Consider the following 16,658-nt stretch of genomic DNA (forward strand, 5'->3'; position numbering starts at 1 on the left):
CTTCCTCAGCATTTTCCTAGCATTTTTGTAGGCTCGTTGTCTAAACAAAGCTAAAAAATTGTTTTATGGAAAGAATGCCAAAAGTAAGTATCCTCGTACCTGTGTATAATCATGGTAAATTCATTGCTCAAATGTTGGAGGGTGCACTCGCTCAACAGGTGAATTTTGAATATGAAATTGTCATTGGCGATGATGCTTCTACAGACAACAGTGCCGAAATCATTCAGGCGTATAGCCAGCGTTATCCGCAGATAAAAGCATTTTTACATCCCACCAATCTTGGACCAAATTCTCCTCGCGAGTTAGGTGGTAAAAACAATGTAGCTTTTATTTTTGGCAAAGCTCAAGGCGAATATATTGCTCTGTGTGAAGGTGATGATTACTGGACTAACCCACATAAACTCCAAAAACAAGTAGATTTCTTAGACCAACATCCTGATTTTGCCCTTACGCATCATCAACTGGAAGTTATATATGAAGATGGTTCCGAAAGTCATCCTTTTAATCGCTTAGACCAAAAGGAAGTTTCGACACTAGAGGACTTGTATCAAGATGAAGAATGGATTTTGGGTACCGCTAGTACTGTTTTTCGAAATGTATTCAAAAATGGATTAGCTCCTTGGTGGTGGAAAAGCGCCAGTGGCGACATCGGGATTTTTATACAAGCAGTAAAGTTTGGAAAGATAAAGTACTTCCCTGAAACAATGGGTTGTTATCGTAAACATCGTGGCGGGATGACCAATATCCATACACCTCAAAACTACTTTTTTCTAGAAAATCGAAAACAAATGTTTGAGGCTCTGTTGACTGAGTCTGATGGAAACCTTCAAGCAACTTTAACTAAAACCATACAGCGCTACGATGAAATTCTTGAGGGCTTGAAATTATCTCAATAAGCCGAGCATTCTTTCGATGAACGAGTAGAAGGTTCAGAGAATCCGAGATTATTTTGTAATTTTGAAATCCAAATTTCCGTCGAGGCTTATTTTTATGATACAAAACATACTTTTTGTGGGTCATGATGCCAATCGTGCAGGCTCTCAAATTTTATTACTTAGGTTTTTGAAATTATTAAAAGCGTATGGTAAAGTACAGTTTTCGATACTTCTCAAGCACGACGGACCTCTCGTTCAAGAGTATGCAGCAGTTGCGCCAACTTATATCCTCCATCAAGAACAGGCCGTAGGACTAAAAAGTCAAATCCTACAAAAAATTAAAACTAAAATAGGTCAAACCAATACTGTGGTTAACCCCGTTTGGCAGACTCTAGCTAGCCAGAAGTTTGATTTGATTGTTTCAAATACCTTTACCAATGGCGATATTTTTGAAGAGTTAAGTAATTTCAACTGCCCTATTTACTCGTATATCCACGAACTGCGTATGGGTATAGAAATGTATAACGGAACTCAGCAAGCCATAGAAAACACCCTTCGTGGCACTCAAAAATTCATTGCTTGTGCCAACTCTGTCAAACAAAATTTGCTACAACAGTTTGGAATTCCTGAGCAAAAAATTGAGATACTTTGTTCACTACTCCCCGAATCAGCACAACAATACCAGATTTCTAGCACTAAAGTAAATACCTTTAAACAAGAACTTGGCATACCGCAAGATGCCTTCGTAGTGGGTGGCATGGGTACGATTGACTTGAGAAAAGGAACCGATTTGTTTGTTCAGCTTGCACATATTTTACAGGAACAAAATATCTATTTCCTTTGGGTAGGCGGCTCGCACTCACAAAATGATTTCAAGATTTTTTCCATTGATGCACAGCGTTTAGGCCTTCAAAACATCAAGTTTGTGGAAGCTGTGAGCAATCCGCTGGATTACTTGTCGGTTTTCGATATTTTTGCACTCACTTCTCGCGAAGATCCTTATCCCTTGGTCGTTTTAGAGGCTGCTTTATTGCAAAAACCTATGGTTTGTTTTGAAAAGGCAGGTGGCGCTCAGGATTTGATTGAGACAGATGCAGGATTGATTGTTCCCTATTTATCGCTAGAAGCCATGTCAAAGGCTATTCTTACAATTAAGGAAAATCCAGAACGTCGCATAGAAATGGGTCAAATAGCACGAGAAAAAGTCCTTCAAAGACATTCGACAGAAAAAGCTTTTCAAGAGTTTTTGACAATTTTACATATTTCATAATAGTTCACAACCCAACCCGAAACCAACTTAATTAAACTAGCGCAACTTGCCAACAGTTTAGCTGAAAAACGATTATGACATTAGCATTCACCATTTGTTCGATTAACTATTTGGCTCAAGCTCAAACCTTGGGACAATCGTTGCAAGAACAAAATCCTTCCATAGAATTTGTGATTGGTTTGGTAGACAGGCTCGACAAAGTGGAGCTTGAACCAGACAAAATTCCTCCATTTCAAATGCTCGAAATTGACAAAATCAATATTGAATCGTTTGACCAAATGTGTGAGATTTATAATATCACCGAACTTAATACCGCAGTAAAGCCCTACTTCATTGACTATTTTTACAAAAATCGTCCTGATATTCAAAACGTTATTTACTTTGACCCAGACATCATTGTTTTTGACAGCTTGAAACCGCTTGAAGATTCTTTGAAAAAATACCCGATGGTAGTGACGCCGCACATATGTTCTCCTATCAACGATGACCTCAATACAAAAGAAACTGACCATTTAAGTACAGGACTATACAACCTTGGATTTATTGCTACCTCAAGAAGTGAGGCGACTTACCACATGGTGAGCTGGTGGAAAGACCGCTTAGAAAAAGATTGTAGAATTGACCTCTGCAATGGACTATTTGTAGACCAGCATTGGATTAATTTTGTGCCTCTATTCTACCCCAATGACGTATTGGTAGATAAATACCCAGGCTACAATATGGCCTATTGGAACTTGCACGAGCGTACCGTAAGCATTCAGGATGGTAAATACTATATCAATGATAAGCCTTTGATTTTCTTCCATTATAGTGGATATGAGTTGAAAAAGCCGAACGAAGTTTCTAAATATCAAAACCGTTCGAGCTTCGAAAATAGACCAGATATTGTTCCTCTATTTCAATATTATGCCCAAAAGCTGAAAGATAATTTTAACGATTATTACATTAAAATTCCTTGTTTTTACATCAAACCACCCAAAGTCAAACGTTATAAGCGTGTCAGAAAAGCATTACAAATGCCTTTTCGCAAAGTGGTTTCTCTATTGAATCGTTAATTTATATAGGTTGGATAGTTGGGCTATCTAATCAATTTCAGACAAATCTTAAAGTAAAAATGGGTATTCAGCGTTTTATCGACCTCTGGAAACATCGCTACAATAAATACATACTTCAACAATATGTTCCAGCTTGGAGATTCATTCAAAGCTATTTGTTGGTGCGTTGGGTCAAATTAAATAATCCCAAGAAACAAATAATTGGCGTACTGCTGGCAGAACATTTTGGAGATATTGTAGCAGCAGAGCCTCTTTCTCGCATTATTAAGCAAAAGTATCCTAATAGTAAAGTTTTTTGGATTGTTAGAAAACCATTTAGAGAGCTCATCGATAGTAATCCCAATATTGATTACACGATTGAAGAAACCAATTTGTATCAAAGTATCCTCACCAGCAGGCACCATAACTTTGATATTTTTTATAATCTTCACATGCCTGAGTTGCGCCTTCACATACCAACGCTTACATTTTTGACTAATCCATATGCTGAGCAACTAGGCATTCATGTAAAAAACTATTTTGAATTTGGTAATTTATTGGAAGTATTCGCCAAAGTAGGTGGCTTACCCTTGAGTCAAGAAACACCAAAGGTGTATATCAGCGAAAATGATAAACAAAAAATAGACCAGCAGGCTTTACCCCAAAAGTTTGTAGCGATTCATTGTCACTCTAACTTTTCGCCCAAAGATTGGCAAACGTACCATTGGGAAAATCTCATTCAACGTCTTTATACACTAGGTTATCATGTTGTTGAAGTAGGGTTAAAAAGTAGTTTGAATCAATCGTTGCCAGGATACATCAATTGCTGTGGAAAATTTAGTTTACTCCAAACCGCCGAAATTATCCGCAGAGCGCAGTTTTTTATGGGTGTAGATAGTGGCCCTGCGCATTTGGCAAATGCCGTTGGAACGTATGGATTGCTATTATTCGGGAAGTTTGTCCATTTTGACAAATATCTTCCTTACTCAGGTGGATACGCGACCAACAATGCTATCATGATTACTGACGGTCAAAAACCTTGTGCTGATTTGCCATTTGAAGTAGTTTGGGATGTGGTAGAAAAACATATTCAAAGCACTTCAAAATCCTAACATTACCCTATTCGAATATGATACAATTAGTCTATACAGTTTGCTCAATTTCTCAAATACCATTTGCATTAGCATTGGGCGAAGACTTACAAAAACACGAACCTAATACACAATTTGTCATTGGTCTTGCAGACCGCCTACCTAGCGATTTGCCACCCATAGCATTTCCCATCGTAGCTGCGGATGAACTAGGATTACCTTTTTTATCTGAAATGGCCAATAGATATACCGTAGATGAACTTACCCGTTCATTGAAACCCTATTTTGCCTCATTTTTAGAAAAAAAATATCAAGCAAATAAAATTATTTTTCTTGAAAGTCAAACTCAACTTTTTCAGTCTCTATCAAAAACATGGGAAATTCTCAACGAATATGATATCGTTTTGAGTCCTAATATAACCCAACAACGTAATCCCAAGCACCCAATCAATGAACCATCATTTTTGAATGCTGGACTTTATAATGCAGGATTTTGGGGATATAAACCAAGTACGCAAGCTGAGAGTTTTTTGACTTATTGGAAAGAAAGAACGAAGGAAAAAGGCTATTTCGATTTCTGCCACGGATTTGGGGCAGAACAACTCTGGTTAAACTTCATCCCTATTTTTCAAGAAAATGTATATATACAATCAGAAATTGGCGTTCATTATCACCCATATAATTGGGTCGAAAATCCGCTTACAATGGATGAGAAGGGAAATTATGTCATAGCGCAGTCATTTCCATTACATATTCTTCAATGGCAAAATTTGTCATTGGCTACTCAAAAAGGCTACTTCAAAAATCAAATTGGAGTTAGCGAGTCCACTCTCAAAACTTTAAAGAAATTACAAAGCATCTATCTCTCAAATCTCAAAAAGTACACTGGCTTTAACAGCTTTGTGCCGAGTATGGGAAAAATAGAACAGAAAGCCTCTAAAAACTTTTTGAGCACTGCTATCGAAAAAGGGTGTTTAAAAATGATTGATTGGATAGAAGAGTTTGAGGTACAATAACTTAATGGAATATGTCGAATAGCATTGAGATTCGGCATGTTTTTTGTTCTTTCCAATCGTTAGTTAATTGCAAAGTAGTAATCAATCTTATAACCTCTACTACGGAATCCACAACATTCCTTATTCCTTACGATGGATACAAATTATTCACAAAATATCCTTGAACCTGAAGATTCAGAAACAGCATACCGTGCCATGAGAGACTCTATTTTACAGGTTTTTCATTTGGGTACCAAAATCGCTAAAGAATCCAACCCAGACCATGAACTACAAGTTTCATGGGACTTGGCAGATACCTCTTTAATGAACTGGATTAGTGATACTCACTGTTATTTAAGCAGAAAAGGGCACAAACTCCAATTTTTAGCTCGTCCATCTAAGCTTGATATTATTAGTTTTACACTCAATGAAGGGGATAAACTACTGATTTGTAGCGAAAGTTTAAGACAACATTTATCAGACAATGAAATTGATGAGATTTTGCAGAAAAGTGATACTCCAGAAAACGGTATTCAAAATTTGCAAAATGTAGTTGACCCGCAAAAGAAACTAAAAATCAATCTTGTTATACTAGAAGTTATTAATAGTAAAGCCCCAGAGGAGCCCTTAGTTGTTAATTCTTCTCAACCTGTTGTAGAAGCGAAAGTAGAGAAAAAAATCACGCCTGCACCCGCTGTAAGCAAACCAAAGGACAAAGACAAAGAAACTAACTCGCTTATTCTTTGGACAAGTTTGGGCTTAATCGCAGGAGGCATTGCTTTTTTTCTATGGTACAACTCTAATAGTCATCGCCTAAATGGCGATTCGGTACCAATAATCGATTCTGTTCAACTTAATAAGGCAAGTAATAGCGACTCTGCTGCGATTGCAAAAGCTAATGCTCAATTAAGCGAGGAATTAGGTATTGACACTAATAGTAGTGATGCAAGTACACCTTCAAGCACAACCAGCGTACCAGACTCAAAAGAAAAGTCAAGTACCTCAACTGAAAGCTTTCAATCTTCAGAAAAAAGTACATCAGAGAGCTCTTCTACCAAAAGTAGTACTAGAAGTAAACGAGTTTTAACTCAAGACGAAGCTGTTCTTCAACAAGAGTTATTAAATCAGCAAAAAACCAAGTGGACTGCCATCAGAGATGCACTTCAACAAGAGGTTGACAATGGCTCCAAAGAGAGTATTGAGAAGCTTAAAAATAGCGAAATGGTGCTTGGTAGAATTGACAAGAAACTCAAAGAAACTGCGAAATACCTTCCCTAACACCATAAAAAAACCTGTTAGCATGCTAACAGGTTTTTTTTTCATTGTATATCTTAACGAATTTCTAAGGCAGGCTTAGCTAATTTTTTCTCTTCCAAGATAATAGCCTGTTGTTCTTGAATTTCTTTTTGTCTCTTTGCTTCGGCCTCCTCAGCCTCTAGCAATTCCTGACGTTTAGCATTTCTGGCTTTCAATATATGAGACAGCCACATATATACTCCAAACAAACCTCCTAGAATATAAAGAGAGGTTGTATTGTCACTATTTTTAGTTATAAACAAAAATGCAATCGTTGATACTACAGTAAATACCCACAGAACCATCGAAGCCTGTAGGTGAGTCATACCACTGTCAATCAAAATATGGTGTAAGTGGTTTCTGTCGCCAACAAATGGGGATTTTTTATCTTTCAATCTAACAATGAATACACGAAGTGTATCAAAAATGGGAACAATCAATACCACAATAGCTAAGATGGGAGCACTAAACAGCGCATTTGGATCAAAACGATAGGCAATGTTCAACTGTACAAATTTAATGGCAAACATTGTTAGCAAGAAGCCTACAATCAGTGAACCAGTGTCACCCATAAAGATTTTGGACGTTTTAGAATAATTAAAACGTAAAAAACCAAAAAGAGATCCTGCCATTGAGGCTGCCAGACAAGCCATCGCAAAGTAGCCATTCAAGTAAAACCACAAACCAAATAATCCTCCGCAAATCATCCCAATACCACCTGCCAAACCATCAATACCATCAATAAGATTAATCGCATTAATTAAGGCAATGAAGACAAATACTGTGAGCGGTAGGCTTAGAAGATAAGGAACCTCGTCAATACCAAAAATCCCAAACAAGTTTTCGAGGCGAACATCACCAAATACCACCACTAAAGCAGATGCAGCAATTTGTACGTACATTTTCTTTTTTGGAGAAAGCACCAAAATATCATCTTTCACACCGAGGAAAAACAATATTACCATCGCTGAAATAGAAAGGTGTACAAATTCGCCCTCATCTGGATTACTCCAAAGAAAGTAGCTGATCAGCGTGGATGCAAAGATAGCGACACCTCCCAAAGTAGGTGTTTTCTTGATATGGGAGCTTCTTTCGCCAGGCTCAGCCATAAGGTTTTTCAAACGAGAAATTTTAATAATTACAGGTATAGCCGCCACTGAAACAATAGCTGCTACTATCGCTGAAACTATAATTTGAAAAAGCCTGTCATTGTATATTTCAGTAAAAATACTATTCATAACCACTTAACTATGTGCCCTAAAGTTCAATTTTTAGCAAGAGCAATTTCGGAAAAACTCCTTAAATTTAATTATCGAATTTACAACTATTCTATAAAACAACAAGAATTACTAGGATAAAATGCTTCGGTCTCTGACTTTAACAGCTGGGTTTCCTTGGTATATAGAGTAAGAATCTAAATCTTTGGTTGCAATAGAACCTACAGAAAGTACAGCATGTGAGTGAACGGTCACTCCTGGACAAACCACCGCCTTTGCGCCTATCCATGCCCCTTCAGACAATTTGATTTCACCAATCATTAATCCAAAGCCTGAACTTTTGTAATTATGATTGCCCGTCAACAACATTGCTCCTTGTGAAATACAAGTGTGATTTTCCAAGCTTACCCACGTATAATTATCAATCCAGACCTCCTCGCCTATCCAAACAAAATCTCCAATTCGCAAAAACCAAGGATATTTAATATTAACCTTTGGCTTTATCATAACTCCTTTGCCAATTTGAGCACCAAACAACCGCAATACCCAAATCTTTAGACTCACAGGAATGGGCAAGTAATTATTGATTACACAGGTATTTACCAAAAACCAAAGGATTATTTTTGCCTTTGACCCAGGTTTATACCATGAATTATCATATTTAGACAAATCTGTTTTTAACATTGTCTTCCAATTATCTCCAACACTATTTTCGTTTCCCTTCATTTATTATTTTAACTACGAACGAAGGTTCTTATTATATTCTTTTTGAAAAAAGTCAACAATCGCATTTTTATCCTTTCCTACTCGTTGATATACCTCATAGATCTTGGCATCTACTAAAAAGCGATACCAGAAGCCTTGTAAAAAATGCCAGACCAAACCTTTAGTTCCATCCAGAAATCCTAATCTAAAAAAGTATCTGTAGATAAAGTACATAAATGGTCGAGTGAATAAAGGTAAAGAAGCATATTTCATTTTCAAATACCTTTTCCTTTGTTCTTGCGAACCCAACAATTTTGGTTCAACTGACTCAAAATCTCTAAAATCATATTTCATATTGAGCAAGTCGATTACTTCTCTAATTGCATACAAATTATGTTTTTGAGTCCACCAAGTCAAATTATTTAGATTATGGTCTACAATATCATGTGAAAAGTTTTGAGTAATACCTTCTGTAATTTTGATATGCTCATCCATCCATGTTTCTTCACAAACCCCTCGTCCATTTCTCCAAATTCTGAGTAACCAAATAGGATAATATGCCCCATGACGAATCCATTTATTAAAAAACATCACACGGCGTTTTACATAAATACCTGAAATCTGGTCATCCAAACCTGCTAGTTTACTAGAAATCTCTTCTGACAATTCAGGCATGATATACTCATCCGAATCCATGCGCATCAACCACTTGGTTTTGTGAGGATTATTCTCAATACCAAAATTAAACTGTTGTGCATAATTCACCCAAGGATTGTACTGGACAATTGCGCCTAATCTTTCAGCTATTTCCACCGTTTTGTCGGTAGAACCAGAGTCGATGATAAAAATTTTATGGGTAAATGGCAAAATCGATTTAATACAACGGGCAATATGTTTTTCCTCATTAAAGGTTAGGATAATTACCGATATATCTTGTTGCATATTGCAATGGTTTATTTCATAATTTTAAAAAACTCATTCATGATACGTTTTCCTACGACGCGAATATCATATTGAGTTCTGACCAAATGTTGTCCATTTTTAGCAATCTTGTTTGCTAACTCAGTATCATCAAGAAGACGATTAATACCATTCTTGATAGAGTCAGAATCAAGGTCAACTATAATAGCGGATTCTGTGGCTATGATATTGTCAGCAAAGCCAACCTTATCAGATAATACCGAAGGAGTTCCTGAAACTAAAGCCTCTAAAGTCGCAATTGAGAATCCTTCCGAATGCGAGGGTAATACAAAAATATCTGCATCAGCAAAGGCCGCCAATTTTTCTTGTCCAGTCTTCATACCAATCCATTGGATATATGATTCTGCCTGATGCTGTTTGATGAAATCTTGGGTTGGCTCCAGATACCCATCGTCAGGACCAGCCAAGGCTAAAATAAAATCTTCTCGCTCTTTGGCTAAATCTTTCACCGCAGGAAGCAGCAAATCTAGTCCTTTCTTGATATTGATTCTACTCAAAAATAAGATAACCTTTTTATCTCCTGAAAAACCCAGTTCTTGTGCAAAATATCCCTTGTCTGGTAAATTCTCGAAAGGTTTTAAATCAATACCATTCGGAATCATGACAATATTGGGGTGACTCTCCCCTATAAAATTCGTAACATCTCGATACTCATCTGCATTGAAAACATGGATCATTTCAGCTTTTTGTAATGCATTTTTCTGAAAAAGCCATCTAAATAATCTCTTTTTCCAATAGCCATTTCGATACGCCCAAGGGTCTAATAAGCCATGTACGGTAATACATTTTGCCACTTTCAAATTCAATAAAAACGGCGCTACACTACCAAAATGCCAAATACCATGAATATGTATCACATCGAATTTTTCTCCGTGCTTTTTCAACCATTGGTATAACTCAGGAGAAAACTCTGCCCAAATACGAGCTAAACCGTGTCGCTTACAACATACAATCTGTGCACCATCAGGTACGGGATATAGTTTTTGACCTTCAGAAATAGGAGTCAATATTGTAACCTCTGCACCATTAGCTAATTGCACAACTGCATTGTCGTAAATCACTTTTGGGGGGCCACCAATATCCCAAGTATAGGCACAAATATGTAAAATTCTTAAAGATTGACTCACTTGAAAATTTTGCTTAAATAAGAGGTTAGTGGTAATTCTAATTTTTTGTGCAAAAACACTGCCACCAAAATATTGATGACCACCACCACATAATTATATATCGACATCTGTAAGGCATCTAAAGTCACGCCAAACATATTGGGAATTCTATTTAAAATCAATAAAAACGGGAAATGTATTAGATACAGAACGTAGGATGCACTACCTAATAACATTAAAAACGAAGGTGTTTTTAACTTGCCTGCCTGTTCTAAGCTTAGTGTTCCTACCAAAATCAAAGAAGCAGACGTACCAAATATCATGATTCTTTTAAAGTTATCATAATCTCCTACATCATACCCTCCAACAGCAATAATGACTAAAGCAAATCCTAACATTATATAGGATGCAATCGGCGTGAAGCGTATTTTATCGAAAAAATGACAGATTATAACACCAAGCAAAAACTCATAATTATAATTGCTAAACAGATAATTGTAGTAAGATAAGCCTTTTGAAGGGTCTAGAACTGGATGAAAAATAGAATTATGAATAGATAACAACAGCACTAACACAGGAATCACCCATAATTTTCGAGATAGGATTAGTAATGAAAACAGCGCATAAAAATATAATTCATAACTCAATGTCCATGTAACAGGATCAACGGCTACATGATGTGGGAATAAAGTATATGTACCCAAATGCTGTAGGAAGCCACCGGCATATTCTGTGGCAAAACTTGCCACTTTTAATTGTTTGGCCAATATCCATTGTAACAATTGAATTCCTAGCACAACAATCCAATATATTGGAAAAATTCGTATGATCCGTTTTTTCCAATAATCCTTAAATTTACTGGGCTTATTCAAATAATCCTTTGCCGTAAAATAAATGATAAAACCACTTATTACAAAAAACAAATCAACTCCTGCAAATCCTATTCGAAAAATATCGCCAAAAATAGTTTGGGAATAATGCACTCTCATGTAACCCGATACATGATAAACCAAGACCACAACCGCTGCGACACCTCGGAGTATTTGAATGGAATTTATTAATTTTTTTTGAGACATATTTGCTGAGAAAGACAGAAAGAGAAGGCATATATGAGATATTTTTTCACTGCCTTTGGGTTCAATATTTATGCAAGAATAGTTGAATTAGAAATACAAATGGTAAAATATGAGATTATTTCAAACACCGTTTGAATCCTAAATACATCTCTTGTGCAACTTTTTGTGGAGTATATTCCTCAATAATTTCTTTGGAAACACGTCCCATCACTTCGATTTTAGTAGGATTTTCGATAAAAAAATTCAACGCATCTGTTAAACTTTTACCATCATAAGGATTAATCGAAATGCCATTTTTACCATTTTGCACTAAATCTGGAGCACAACCACATTTTTCTGAAACAATTACTGGCATTCCACAAGCCATAGCTTCGTTGACGACCAAGCCCCAAGGCTCTGAATAACTTGGCAAAACCAATACATCCGATAAGGCCAAATATTTTGGTACTTCTCTCCAACCTACGCTTGGCAGAAAAGTAATTCCTTGAAAGTTGTTATCTGATATGATTTTTTCTAGCTCAGCCTTTTGCTCTCCCTCTCCCAAGAGTATTAGTCCCCAACCGCCCTTAGATTTGCTTAAAGCTTCATTAAATGCCTCGAGCAGCAAGGGAAGGTTTTTAAAAGGAATAAGCCTGCCAACAAAAATAAAATTCTTCTTGGCTAATCCTAATTGTACCTGTGCGTCTTCTCTATTTATCTTGGCTTCATCATAAATTGTCCGAATACTTTTATTATCAACACAATTTTTATTCACCAGCAATTGCTCTGTTTTGGCTCCAAGATCTAGCATATATTGAGCAGAGAGTGAGCCAAAATTGAAAAAACCATCAAATTGTCGTACAAAAAAAGCCTTTATCTGCTCTTTAAGCCCCTTTCTCTGGTGGTCACCAGCAGTTGACTCATTTGAGAGAATGGTTTTGATTCCAACTATTTTACAGTAAAATAGTACAACCCAAAACGCCAGATCATAATATCCTGTGATATTTACTACATCAGGTTTAAAACGTCTGATAGCAGCAAGCATACCTGTAACTCTTTTCTTGAGAGGTACATCCTCTAAAATGCCATCCTCTATCAACTCATACGGGTACTTAATACCAGAACGGTCTAAACTACCCATCGAAAGACGACTACGCTCTGTAGTGGCAATCTGAACGACAAGTAAACTTAAATCTTTGTTTTGATGACTAATCTCTTGCAATTCATCAAAAATCAAAGACTTGTAATGTGCCCATAGCACATTATGAATAATCAAAACTTTCATTTTAAACTTGTGTCGCAGGACTTGTTGGATTGCTGTTTTCTACAGAAGACGTTGTTCCTTTTGGTAATAAATCAAGATAGGTCACTCCCATAAAACGAATCATTACCGCAAATACAAACCAATATGGCGTATCGTTTGGTCGTCCACCCGTAAAAAGTCCTAAGAAGTAAGTCAAATAAAAATAAGCAAGAAACATCGTGAATGGATTATTTCTAGCTTTCATAGCTTTTAATGATTCCTTTAAAATCAACAAATTCATTAATCCAAAACTCCACAATCCGATGATACCATAATCCAACAAAGCCTCCACTATCGGCATATCCATGTACCAAAATCTATATCCTTTCCCCAAAATCAAAGATTGTGGCTCACCATATAGAATCGATTTGAAAAACTCAAAGTTACCTACTCGCCCCATAGCCGAATAGTCAATAGTCTTTTCATCGGCCATACCCGCTGCTGTTAAAATAGCTTTTGTGAGAGCGGTACTTGAGTTATCATAATAGTTGATTAAAATATCTAACAACTGCTGATGCGTCATAAAGTAATAAACGACTCCAGCAAACAGTAGCAACATAATCAATATATTTCGAGGACTAAAAAAACCTTTTATTGCATTCTTAATACTCGAAGGAGATGAGTTATAATAAACGTACAATGCCACAGCCATGAAGAATGCTAATAAGATTGTACGTACCTGCGCCATGACCAAAATAGCCAGTGAAATAAGAAAATTGGCAATACAAAAAAGCTTCCAAAGAGAGTTTCGTGTCTGAAACATAAAATAGGATGCAAAAATCCCTGCAAAAGCATTTCTTGCATATACGTGCGGATTACCATTACTTGCAGATGTTCCGTCTCCAAACACAACTGTTGCCCTTTGTCCTAATACAAACAAGGGGTTGGTGGCCATTGAGTATATCAAACATATACTTCCTAAAAATGTCAGGGCTACTGTTACGGGTAAAAAATAGTCCTTAACCTCATTAGGTACCGATACTAACATAAAGAAGAATACAGCAATTAATATATAGTTGGCGATATCCCTCCCCACGACATAACTATCTGTATAAACTTCGTTATAAGCATAAAAATAAATAAGCGAGATTAGGGTAAAAATCAGCCCCAATCGAAAAATAGGCGTATTTAATTTGTAGAATTTTTTAAAGGTATCTGTTGACACCATAAATACAAAACCAGAGCAGAAACCTGCTACAGTAAAGGCTGAAGAACCACCAAATCCTAATGTCTCCTTGAAAAAGAAAATCAAAGGAGACCCCATAAATACGAGGAAAATACCAATGGATTGGCGTGTATATTTAAAATCAAAAAGTTTCATCTTTGCAAAAATAACGAATCGACCACACTATCTTACCAAACAACACGCAATTTAATACGAATCTGTGTGTAAAGTAAATAATCCCTTCATGAACTTAGTATTTGATTTGCTCAAACTTCTAAGTCAATCTACTTAATTCTATTTCTCACATTGCCTTTTCATTATCAGTATTGACATGGATTCCTAAGCATAGATGCTAGATGTTGAGTTAATAGTGCAAGAAGGATGCTAAAACTGTCTATCTATTTCGGATATCGGATATGGGATTTCGGAAGAATAACCTTCTATATTTTGTAAAAAATATAGGTATTGTACTTTATTTCCGAAATTAGAAATCTCAAATCCGTAATTGTTAAAATCCTTCATACAGCTTTAGGTTTAAATGTATAATATTCCTATTATCAAAACTTTATGTCCGCAAACAATTAGTTTTCACATTGCATTCAGTTTTAAGCTATAGGCTATCAGCAAAAATATATGAATAAGGTCGTTAGAAATACTTTGATTCTTATTTCCTGTAGCCTAAAGTCTGATACCTATTACCTGTACAATTTATTTAATGTGACCCACTTACTTGCTAAATTTCCATCTCTGTTATAGCTTTTCTACAGACAATTGAATTTCAATCAATTACTATTAGTTTATCTCTGTTTTTTTCATAGAAATTGTATCATATTTTGAGTCCTAAATGGTAAATTTGGAATCATCCCCCTTGCTTAGTCTAAAATCCAAGTTAACAACATATAATAAATGAAGAGAGTGACAGGAATCGGTGGTATCTTTTTTAAATGTAAAGATCCACAACAATTAAAGGATTGGTATGAAGAGCATCTAGGCTTTAACACCGATGAATACGGAACCAACTTTGAGTGGCGTCAAGTAGACGAACAAAAAGGCTTCACTCAATGGAGTCCTTTCCCTGAGAGCACTCAATACTTCTCGCCGTCTAATAAGGAGTTTATGATTAATTATCGTGTCGATAATTTGAGAGAATTAGTAGAAATACTCCGCCTTGAAGGTGTCACTATTTTGGATGAGATAGAAGAACTTGAGTTTGGTAAATTTGTACATATTTTAGACCTTGAAGGCAACAAAATTGAGCTTTGGGAGCCTTATGATACCGAATATGATAAAATCGTAGGAGGCAGAACTAGCTAATATAACTAAACATGAGTCAGCCCGAATTTAGCGATTTAGTGATTGAGCGGATGAGTGATTATGTAAAAATTTGTATTCTAGTAGTAGAGACGTTATGATTACGTCTTGAGCTGAATAAAATCTGGAATGGTAGCATCAAAAAAGGGGTCGAAAAATATTTTCCGACCCCTTTTTTGTTAAAAATTTGGAGAATAACCCTAATCTTAAAATTCGGGATGACTCATGTTTGTTGAAGATTATTTTACGATTAAACCATCTTGCATGATAAGCTTTCGATCTGCCATATTGGCTAATTCTTCGTTGTGAGTCACGATTACGAAAGTTTGCTGAAATTTATCTCTAAGGGTAAAAAATAGTTCATGTAGCTCCTGTGCATTTTTTGAATCTAAATTTCCTGACGGCTCATCGGCAAAAATAATTGCTGGAGCATTCATCAAGGCTCTGGCCACCGCTGTACGCTGTTGCTCTCCTCCAGACATCTGCGAGGGTAGATTGTTGATTCTATCTTTTAGACCCAACATCACCAATAACTCCTCTGCCCTTTCTTTAGTAGCTTTATCACCTTTACCACTAATAAAAGCAGGCATGCATACATTTTCTAAAGCAGAAAATTCACCCAATAAGTTATGAAATTGAAAAATAAAGCCAATTTTTTCATTCCTAAAAGTAGCTAAGGCTTTCTCTCCTAATTGAGTCACATCTTGCCCATCAATAAGTAAACTTCCTGTATCTGGCTGGTCTAGTGTGCCAAGTATATGCAACAAGGTACTTTTCCCAGCGCCTGATGCCCCTACAATTGAGACAATCTCACCCTTATTGATATTTAGATCTATCCCTTTGAGTACTTGTAAGGAAGCGTAGCGCTTTATGATATTTTTTGCTATTAACATGCTATAATTTACTTTAGTTTTACCATGACAAGTTGGTGGGTAAAATCATTTCAACTTTACCCGCAATAGGCATTAGGCAAAAAAGGCTTCTATCAATTGATGAGAAATATTTTTGCCGAAAGTCCATAGCTAAAAACCAAATGCCAAATATAGGTTGCGCTCATGGGAATATGCCCCAAACATACATTTTCTGAAAACAAAAAAACGATATTATTTCTAAAAAAGGAAATATCATAAAAAACAAAACATGAGTCATCCCGAATTTTGTTGTGCGAAGTAGCACCATAGCATGTTTTGGATGGCCGTTCTCAATCGATAAATCGGTGTCAAAGCATTTTGGCACCGATTTCCTGTTCTATGA

General features: G+C 36.2%; 15 protein-coding genes. 7 read left to right on the forward strand and 8 right to left on the reverse strand.

The window, feature by feature from the left end; all coding sequences use genetic code 11:
- The first annotated feature begins 65 nt into the window (after positions 1 to 65).
- The 6 genes from QM524_RS10820 to QM524_RS10845 all read left to right on the forward strand — a co-directional run bounded on the left by QM524_RS10820 (position 66) and on the right by QM524_RS10845 (position 6,543).
- Entirely contained in the window at positions 66 to 896 is an 831-nt protein-coding gene (locus QM524_RS10820; RefSeq protein WP_283344590.1) for a glycosyltransferase family 2 protein, read from the forward strand.
- Between the two features lie 94 nt (positions 897 to 990).
- Positions 991 to 2,145, forward strand: a complete 1,155-nt coding sequence (locus QM524_RS10825) for a glycosyltransferase family 4 protein (protein ID WP_283344591.1) — start codon at positions 991 to 993, stop codon at positions 2,143 to 2,145.
- 74 nt (positions 2,146 to 2,219) lie between these two features.
- Positions 2,220 to 3,200 carry a glycosyl transferase gene (locus tag QM524_RS10830; RefSeq protein ID WP_283344592.1) on the forward strand — a complete coding sequence of 327 codons (981 nt, stop codon included), beginning with the start codon at positions 2,220 to 2,222 and terminating at the stop codon, positions 3,198 to 3,200.
- 59 nt (positions 3,201 to 3,259) lie between these two features.
- Positions 3,260 to 4,291, forward strand: a complete 1,032-nt coding sequence (locus QM524_RS10835; protein ID WP_283344593.1) for a glycosyltransferase family 9 protein — start codon at positions 3,260 to 3,262, stop codon at positions 4,289 to 4,291.
- A 17-nt stretch (positions 4,292 to 4,308) separates the two neighbouring features.
- Positions 4,309 to 5,286: a hypothetical protein gene (locus tag QM524_RS10840; RefSeq protein WP_283344594.1), complete on the forward strand. Its 978-nt coding sequence runs from the start codon at positions 4,309 to 4,311 to the stop codon at positions 5,284 to 5,286.
- A 132-nt stretch (positions 5,287 to 5,418) separates the two neighbouring features.
- Positions 5,419 to 6,543, forward strand: coding sequence for a hypothetical protein (locus QM524_RS10845; RefSeq protein WP_166576831.1), 1,125 nt, complete (start codon positions 5,419 to 5,421; stop codon positions 6,541 to 6,543).
- Between the two features lie 53 nt (positions 6,544 to 6,596).
- On the opposite strand, the gene QM524_RS10850 is transcribed toward QM524_RS10845, so the two are convergent.
- From QM524_RS10850 to QM524_RS10880, 7 genes are all read right to left on the reverse strand, one after another.
- Positions 6,597 to 7,799, reverse strand: a complete 1,203-nt coding sequence (locus tag QM524_RS10850; protein WP_095163470.1) for a glycosyltransferase family 4 protein — start codon at positions 7,797 to 7,799, stop codon at positions 6,597 to 6,599.
- Between the two features lie 111 nt (positions 7,800 to 7,910).
- The gene (locus QM524_RS10855) at positions 7,911 to 8,462 is read right to left on the reverse strand and encodes a WcaF family extracellular polysaccharide biosynthesis acetyltransferase (RefSeq protein ID WP_283344595.1); all 552 of its coding nucleotides are present in this window, start codon (positions 8,460 to 8,462) and stop codon (positions 7,911 to 7,913) included.
- A 54-nt stretch (positions 8,463 to 8,516) separates the two neighbouring features.
- Positions 8,517 to 9,425 carry a glycosyltransferase family 2 protein gene (locus QM524_RS10860; protein ID WP_283344596.1) on the reverse strand — a complete coding sequence of 303 codons (909 nt, stop codon included), beginning with the start codon at positions 9,423 to 9,425 and terminating at the stop codon, positions 8,517 to 8,519.
- 11 nt (positions 9,426 to 9,436) lie between these two features.
- Entirely contained in the window at positions 9,437 to 10,591 is a 1,155-nt protein-coding gene (locus QM524_RS10865; protein WP_283344597.1) for a glycosyltransferase, read from the reverse strand.
- A complete protein-coding gene (locus tag QM524_RS10870; protein ID WP_283344598.1) occupies positions 10,588 to 11,646 on the reverse strand; it encodes an acyltransferase family protein in 1,059 nt (352 codons plus the stop codon). Before QM524_RS10870 ends, QM524_RS10865 begins: the two co-directional genes overlap by 4 nt.
- Positions 11,647 to 11,761: 115 nt before the next feature.
- Positions 11,762 to 12,910, reverse strand: coding sequence for a glycosyltransferase family 4 protein (locus tag QM524_RS10875; RefSeq protein WP_283344599.1), 1,149 nt, complete (start codon positions 12,908 to 12,910; stop codon positions 11,762 to 11,764).
- Between the two features lies 1 nt (position 12,911).
- The gene (locus tag QM524_RS10880; RefSeq protein WP_283344600.1) at positions 12,912 to 14,249 is read right to left on the reverse strand and encodes an O-antigen ligase family protein; all 1,338 of its coding nucleotides are present in this window, start codon (positions 14,247 to 14,249) and stop codon (positions 12,912 to 12,914) included.
- Positions 14,250 to 14,999: 750 nt separating this feature from the next.
- Between QM524_RS10880 and QM524_RS10885 the strand changes: the two genes are divergently transcribed.
- Positions 15,000 to 15,407: a VOC family protein gene (locus QM524_RS10885; RefSeq protein ID WP_283344601.1), complete on the forward strand. Its 408-nt coding sequence runs from the start codon at positions 15,000 to 15,002 to the stop codon at positions 15,405 to 15,407.
- A gap of 236 nt (positions 15,408 to 15,643) precedes the next feature.
- On the opposite strand, the gene QM524_RS10890 is transcribed toward QM524_RS10885, so the two are convergent.
- Positions 15,644 to 16,297 carry an ABC transporter ATP-binding protein gene (locus QM524_RS10890; protein WP_283344602.1) on the reverse strand — a complete coding sequence of 218 codons (654 nt, stop codon included), beginning with the start codon at positions 16,295 to 16,297 and terminating at the stop codon, positions 15,644 to 15,646.
- Positions 16,298 to 16,658 lie beyond the last annotated feature (361 nt).

It is taken from the genome of Flectobacillus roseus (genome assembly GCF_030056595.1).
Classification (GTDB): domain Bacteria; phylum Bacteroidota; class Bacteroidia; order Cytophagales; family Spirosomataceae; genus Flectobacillus; species Flectobacillus roseus.